This window comes from Rhizobium sp. KNZ2-6A (genome assembly GCF_056755475.1).
Window position 1 is genome coordinate 1 of record NZ_JBNDIC010000097.1, and the last position, 7,387, is coordinate 7,387.

A 7,387-nucleotide genomic window follows, 5' to 3' on the forward strand; every position below is an offset into this window, starting at 1 on the left:
CGGGCTTTGGATGAAGGGCACTAGGAATGGTCCAAGACGCTTAAAGTGTCATTTCGCCCCCAGCCGGAACCGCCCCCTTTAGCACACGATTTACTGCTGTTCTTGTTCTGACCCCAACATGCAGCAATTCGTCATGGCTGGGCAACCATCGTCCCTACCGGGATCGATCAAGATTTGAGGACATGCGCGCGTTCAAGCAGCAGGCCGCGATTTCCAACGTGATGGGCGATGTTCCGTAGAGAGACACGCATAGTCGATCGAGCCTTCGGCATCGGACCAAGCGTGCTGACGGAAGCGAAGCCGGACAGAAGTCAGGAATTTTCGCAGCCCATGCCATTTGGGGGTAGTGCAAATTTAGATTGGGTGTCAGCTACAGATGCGAAGATTGTAAACCATAGGGCAAGCTATCTTGATAACGCATCATATGGTCTATATGCATTCCACCATCAAGAGAAATTGCATTTCGACGAAACACAATCGCCGCGCCGTATTCGTCGGCGGGTTTGTCACCACTTTATTGAGCTCTACGAATTTGGCATTCGCTGATTGCACGACCTCGGCGAGCCCAATTATTACCTGTTCCGGCACCAGCACGGGGCCAATCACAATCGTTGGAAGCAAGACACAAATAAAGACCACGCCAGGTTTTGGTATCGCCAGCACGGCAATATCCGGTGAACTATACGCTTTAAAGCTAAGTTCAACGGATGGGGTGGAGTTTACTGACGAGTTTCAGTCATCGATATCCGGAGAGGGCGCGTTAACTATATTTAACGAGTCCGTAATAGATTCGGGTATCAAACTCGACATGAATAGTAACCTGACGGGTTTCGGGGTTCCGGCTGCTGTTCATTTAAACCACAAGGGAAACGGCGGAATTGATATCACTTCGACCGGAGAAGTGAAGTCCGGGAGGGGTGGCGCATTTGAGATATATAATGACGGAACTGGTGAAGTAAACGCTGTTATCAGCGGCGGCGTGTCCGCTCCAATGGGGGTGGGCGTTGCCGTAATCAACTCTGATGACGCAAAAGACGTGAATGTCAGCGTTGGCCACATCGATGCCGACAGAGGAGTTGTCGTTTATAACGGCGGCATAGGAAATGTAAATATTACAGCGACGGAAAGCGTTATAGGGCGTGGAGCTGACGGCATTACTGTAATAAATCAAAAAAAAGGCGCCAGGAATATTGTGGTTTCTGCCGCCGATGTAAGTGGAAAGTCGAACGGAATACGGGTTTGGAATGAAGGAAGCGGCGGTAATACCGAAATAAGCGTGAGCGGCAATGCGCGCGCTGAGGACGGTGCGGCTGTCCGTGCTAAAAATCAAGCGGCGGCCGCCAACATTTCCATACACACGAAAGCAGATGTGAGTGGGGGTAGCCACGGCATCTATGCGGAAAATCTTGGAAAGGGGTCCACAGCGGTCAGCGCGGCCGGCAATGTCCAGGCATCGAATGGCTATGGGGTCTTCGCGGTCAATGGTGTGGGTTCTTATGACGAAGATGGTAATCTTGTTTCTGTAACAGCCGTGCCGGCCGCTGACCCCGCCTTTGTTAACAATCTGACGGTTGAGACGCTCGGCGATATTCAGGCGACCAAGGGAGGGCTCATTGCCGTCAATACAGGTACCGGTACAACAGCAGTTACAACCAAGGGCACTATCTCGACGACTGCCGGAAATGGCATCCTTGCTGTCAACGGCTCGGTTGTGGTGGATGAAACCGGAAGGACGAATAAATTTACCGTAGCCGAGACAAAGGGTCTGACCGTCAATGTCTCGGGTGATGTATCGGGGGTGGCCTCTGGCGTAACAGCCGTTAATTTCGGTTTCGGGACGCAGTCCGTGGTGATTAACGGCAATGTAAAGGCGACGGTTGGCGAAGGTATCTATGCCCATAATGTCAATGGTGGCGACCAGACGGTAGAGGTCAATCAAGCCGTGGTCGGTGGGTTGGCCGGCTTGAAGACCGATAATGAAGGCACCGCTACAGCCATAATCACGGTAAAAGGCGATGTGACCGCGACCGATCGGGATGGATATGGCATATATGCCCGCAATGGTGGGCGTGCCACGGATTTAACACTTAATGCAGGCAATGTGACCTCCGGCGGCGAAGGCATTTTCGCCTCAAACTGGGGTACAGGCAAAACCCTTGTCACCGTGACGGGAACCGTGGAAGGTGGCTTGTCCGCTGTCCGCGTTGCAAACCACACCCCTGAGATGGCGGTTGTCGATATCAATAATGCGATTTCGACAGGTTACGCTGGTGTGTTCCTGATGAATGACGGATCCGGTGCGATGTCGCTGACCACAAGGGGAACGATTTCCGCGACGGGGCGACCTTATGCAGGGTCTTATTATCCGGTCTCTGGTATCCTCGCTACCCTGGAGGGCGAGGTTCCCTCCGCGGATATTACCACCATGGGGCAGGTCAGCGGCACGGATGCCGGTATTGCGCTGCTCAGTGAGGCGGAAGCCGACGCAGGACTGACCAATATCAATATCCAGTCAGGCAGCGTGGTTCAGGGCGGCACCGCGGGTATCTGGACTTACTCCATCGCGTCTCACGCCGTTACAATCGACAATGCCGGCACGGTGAAGACGCTGTCGGGCGCGCCCGACGCCGTGGCCATCCAGGCCGTCGGAGCGTGGAAGCTCGCAAACCAGGAAAACGCCGTTCCGAACAAGATCGCGGTCTCGGTGAAGAATACCGGCATGATTCTGGGCTCGGTTGCTTTGACGGATGCTGAGAACAGCGTCACCAATGCGGTCAGTGGCGTCTGGAACACGGCAGGTGGCACCAATTGGCTGTCCGGAGACAAGGTGACGGGCGGCACGGGCGAGATCGATAATCAGGGGCTCATCATCGCGGCAGCACCGCAAGCCGCCGGGCCGGTGACGACAATTTTCAACGGCATCGCCGAGCACAGCTTCCGCAACGCTGGAACGATTGCCATGCGGAACGGCGTGGCCGGCGATCAGACAATGATCAATGGCCATTATGACGGCGCGGATGGCATTATCACGCTGGATACGGTTCTCGGCGGCGACGATTCAGCGACGGATCGGCTTGTGGTCAATGGCGATACGTCTGGAACGAGCCTGCTGCAGGTGGTGAATGCCGGCGGCGGCGGGGCGCCGACGGTGAATGGCATCAAGGTTGTCGATGTCTCGGGCGCCTCGAACGGTATGTTTTCGCTGAAAGGGGATTATCAATTCGATGGGAAGCCGGCGGTCGTTGCCGGAGCCTATGCCTATCGGCTGTACCAGGGAGGGGTGTTTGACGGCGACTGGTATCTGCGCTCGACGATAAAAGATCCTGAACCGGAGCCAGGGCCAAACCCGGATCCTGATCCTCGGCCGGTTCCCGACCCCGACCCCAATCCTCAACCGCTTTACTACGCTGGCGTTCCGATCTACGAAGCCTATCCGCAAGCCCTTCTGGAATTGAACAGAGTGCCAACCTTGCAGAAGCGGGTTGGCAACCGTTATTGGAGTGGAGCAAGCGCCAATACGATCGCGGCCGGAAATTCGGCAGCGGAAGGAAACAATGCGACCGTTACCGAAGGTCGTGGCTTTTGGGGGCGGCTGGATGGCTCTCATGTCAGTATTGAACCTGGGGTGTCTACCAGCACGATCAGCACCGATCAGAATATCTTCAGGGTGCAATCGGGTCTGGATTTCCTGATATCCGAGAGTGCCGCCGGCAGCTTGATCGGTGGCGTGACGGTCCATTATGCACACGGCAAGAGCGATATTAGCGCGCCGTACGGCACGGGTGGGATATCGACAAACGGCTATGGTTTCGGCAGCACGCTGACCTGGTATGCCGACGATGGCTTTTACGTCGACGGTCAGGGGCAAGCAACATGGTATGACAGCGACCTGCATTCGATGACTGCCGGCCGAACGCTCGGTGACGGGAATGATGCGTTCGGCTATTCTCTGTCACTCGAGTCAGGCAAACACATCGCGTTGGATGAAGAGCTGTCACTGACACCGCAGGCCCAACTGGTCTATTCGGATGTCGATTTCGATCACTTCGTCGATCCTTTCGGCGTCGCGGTGTCCTCGCTAGACGGTGACAGCTTGCTCGGCCGCATCGGCATCTCGCTTAAACGCGAGACCGCCTGGAAGGCGAATGATGGAACCTTGTCGCGCAGCCTTCTCTACGGCCTTGCCAACCTGCAATACGAATTCCTGCAAGGCAGCAGGGTGGAGGTGGCGGGCGTCTCCTTCACCAACCGTCCTCAGCGGTTATGGGGTGAAGTCGGGCTCGGTGGCTCTTACGACTGGAATGACGGTAGATTCTCGCTGTATGGTGAAGGATCCATCTCGTCGAGCCTGGAGAATTTCGCCGATAGCACCTCCGTCAAGGGGACAGCGGGGCTACGCATCCGCTGGTAATGCGGAGCACGACATAAAGGCGCTACGAAGCATCGCAATCTTCAAGAGGGTCAAAGAGATCGGCACCCGACTGCGCGGATAGGATAGGCGGCTGTGACGGCTACAGGCTCCCGATAGGTGCGTCCTCAAACGGAGATTACAATGGGTTGTGTGATCACGAAGCCGATTCGGAGCTTGACCGACCCGGCGGTCAACAACCGCTTCATCAAGATGCGCACGACGATCGACAGCGCCGGTGGAAGGTTACATTTTGACACCGTTGAACTAAGCCATGCCATATGGAGGTGGCTCGGGAAAATCGGACAGGATGGATAAGTGGGAATCGGCTCTAACATTGCCCTTTGAAGACAATACAAAGGAGCGACGATGACCAGACGAGTACGCCGGTTTTCAGGGCGGAGGTGGCCTTGGCGGCGATCAGGAACGACGGGACGCTGAGCTGAGCGAAGGAATTCGAGAGCATATCGCGCACGATTCCGAAATCATTGCGTGCATCATTCCAAGGCGATTGCGCGCAGCGCTACCAAGTGAGGGCGCGCGGTAATCGTCTGGTGTGAAACCCGAGTGTTTTTGTCATCTCTCCTGGTTGTATACCTCAAGTGAATTGGTGCGCTTCGCACCGAAGCAACGGAACGTAATCATGCTGAGGAAGATCGCACTCACTACCCTCCTGCTGTTGACGGCGTGTGGCCATCCAAGCGGTGTCATGACACCGGTACAGCTGACGGCGGCAACCTCGAAGACGGCCCAAGTGGATATGCTGGTTGCAACGACACGCCAGCCCTCGGGTAATCCTGCCACCCTCTTCAACGGCGAGCGTAGCCCGAAACTCTATCTGACAGAAATCTCCGTTTCCATTCCCCCAAGGCATGCGGCCGGCACGATCCAATGGGCAAAGCGATTGCCGCCAAACCCGGCGACCGATTTTGCCGTCACTCGTGTCGAACGAATCGACACGGTCCAGGAAGGCAAGGTGTGGTTCAGGCAGCATATCGAGAGCGGCCACGCGCTGGTCTTCGTCCACGGCTTCAACAACAAATACGAGGATTCCGTTTTTCGTTTCGCTCAGATCGTGCAAGACAGCGGCATGCATGCGACGCCGATCCTCTTCACCTGGCCATCGCGCGCCAGCATCTTCGGCTACGAATACGACAAGGAAAGCACCAACTACTCGCGGACAGCGATGGAGCAGGCGCTGCGCACGTTGGCGGCCGATCCCAATGTCAAGGACATCACCATCCTCGCCCATTCCATGGGCACCTGGCTGACGATGGAAGCGCTGCGTCAGATGGGCATTCGCGACGGCCATGTGAACTCGAAGGTTCATAACGTCATCCTCGCCTCGCCGGATATAGACATCCAGGTCTTCGCCAAGCAATTCGTCGAGATGGGCATGCCGCATCCGAAATTCACCATCTTCGTCTCGCAGGACGACAAGGCGCTCGCCGTCTCGAGCTTCATCACGGGCCGTGTACAGCGGCTCGGTGCCATCAATCCGGCGGAGGAGCCTTATCGCTCGAAGCTGGAGCAGGCGGGCATCACGGCGATTGATCTCACCAAGGTAAAGACCGGCGACCGATTGAACCATGGCAAGTTCGCCGAAAGCCCGGAGATCGTCCAGCTCATCGGCCAACGCCTGCTGACCGGCCAGACGCTGACTGATTCCGAGGTCTCGGTCGGGGAAGGCGTCGCGGCCGCAATCGGCAACACTGCTCGCACCGTCGGTACGGTCGCCGCCACGACAATCTCGGCGCCGATAACCGCCGTCGAAAAGCCGCAGCGCCAGAAGGCGGCGACGACCGATGTCGGCCAGACGCTGACAGAAGATCCGGATTCCAAACCACTTAGCCAATAGGTGTGGGCACCAGCCAAACTAACACTTGTGGTTGCCGCCCGTTATGCAAGAAGTTTTTGTCCATCTGAATGTGTGATCGAGTGCGGTCTCATATGGAGCAGCACACGTCAAGTAGTCATTTCAAAGCATCGACGCTTCCTCGTTCAACGTATCAGCTCCAGGCTCAGGCGCGGTTGGTGGCCGCGAATTATTCGGCGACGCGCCGGGCGCTGGCAAACAAGATAGGTCTTGGCCAGAAAGGTCGCGCGGCGTGCGCGGCCGCAGCTCCAGCACCGGCGAAGCGGGCGCCGCGCAAGCCGAAGACCGCCTGAAAATAGCGAGCGTCGCGCGGCCTCGCCTCACCGATAGGAAGCGAGGCTGGTGGTGTTGGCGGCGGGCTGCTAGTAGCCGAACCGCCAGGACGGCCAGGCTTGGCCGTCGTCGGCCGCGCGCACGGTGTCGGTGAGATAGGTGGGATCGCCTTCGACGACGATGGGATCGCGCACCGGAGTTTCGTCGATGATCGTTACGCGGCCGACGATGCTGTCCTCGACTTCCACGTGCACGGGAACGAGGTACTGGAAGACGACGCGGCGTGATGATGGGGTGGATCGCGGCATGGCGATTCTCCTTTAATTGGGGATATGGCCGAAGCGGCCGAAGCCGCTCCGGATGCTCGTTATTTGGTCGCGACAAGGTGTGGTTCATCGTCGTTGGTCTCCGCCGCGACCTCCTCGTCGTCGCCGTCGAGGAATGCGGGCAGCGCCACGCCGTCATCCTCGCAATCGGCCTGGACCTCGGGTGGAGTGGTGTCGGCATCGTCGATGAGGCGTAGCGGCTCGGGCATCCTCACAAACTCAGAAGATAGCAACATCGGAGTGGTTATAGCGATGGCTACGAAAGACGATCAGATCACCGCCCTCGAAGACGCCATTGCCATGGGCGCGAGGAAGGTGATTTTTCACTCCGGCGGCACCCGCCGCGAAGTGGAGTATCAACGACCGCACGAAATACAGCAAGGTCGTGTCCTACTATCAGGATGCCGACAAGGCACAGCGGGTCGTCTAATACCATCCGTCATTGATCAGAAGCCTTTTGCCCATTGCCGTCGGGCAATTGACATGATCTTCCATGGCCGCTCC

5 protein-coding genes are annotated in these 7,387 nt (G+C 57.2%); 3 read left to right on the forward strand and 2 right to left on the reverse strand.

Annotation, left to right across the window (positions count from 1 at the left end):
- Positions 1–424: 424 nt before the first annotated feature.
- Together ACPYOP_RS32150 and ACPYOP_RS32155 are read left to right on the forward strand one after the other, a co-directional pair.
- On the forward strand, positions 425–4,411 hold the full coding sequence (locus ACPYOP_RS32150) for an autotransporter outer membrane beta-barrel domain-containing protein (protein WP_481414257.1): 3,987 nt from the start codon (positions 425–427) through the stop codon (positions 4,409–4,411).
- A gap of 640 nt (positions 4,412–5,051) precedes the next feature.
- The gene (locus tag ACPYOP_RS32155; RefSeq protein WP_481414258.1) at positions 5,052–6,266 is read left to right on the forward strand and encodes an alpha/beta hydrolase; all 1,215 of its coding nucleotides are present in this window, start codon (positions 5,052–5,054) and stop codon (positions 6,264–6,266) included.
- Between the two features lie 380 nt (positions 6,267–6,646).
- On the opposite strand, the gene ACPYOP_RS32160 is transcribed toward ACPYOP_RS32155, so the two are convergent.
- Entirely contained in the window at positions 6,647–6,865 is a 219-nt protein-coding gene (locus tag ACPYOP_RS32160; protein WP_481414259.1) for a hypothetical protein, read from the reverse strand.
- 59 nt (positions 6,866–6,924) lie between these two features.
- Positions 6,925–7,092, reverse strand: a complete 168-nt coding sequence (locus ACPYOP_RS32165) for a hypothetical protein (RefSeq protein ID WP_481414260.1) — start codon at positions 7,090–7,092, stop codon at positions 6,925–6,927.
- 43 nt (positions 7,093–7,135) lie between these two features.
- Between ACPYOP_RS32165 and ACPYOP_RS32170 the strand changes: the two genes are divergently transcribed.
- A partial coding sequence (locus ACPYOP_RS32170; RefSeq protein ID WP_481414261.1) for a hypothetical protein occupies positions 7,136–7,387 on the forward strand: 252 nt, incomplete at its 3' end.

Coding starts and splice junctions, on each gene's coding strand:
- ACPYOP_RS32150 (WP_481414257.1), top strand. CDS start 425: ATGGTCTATATGCATTCCACCATCAAGAGAAATTGCATTTCGACGAAA.
- ACPYOP_RS32165 (WP_481414260.1), bottom strand. CDS start 7,092: ATGCCCGAGCCGCTACGCCTCATCGACGATGCCGACACCACTCCACCC.
- ACPYOP_RS32160 (WP_481414259.1), bottom strand. CDS start 6,865: ATGCCGCGATCCACCCCATCATCACGCCGCGTCGTCTTCCAGTACCTC.
- ACPYOP_RS32155 (WP_481414258.1), top strand. CDS start 5,052: ATGCTGAGGAAGATCGCACTCACTACCCTCCTGCTGTTGACGGCGTGT.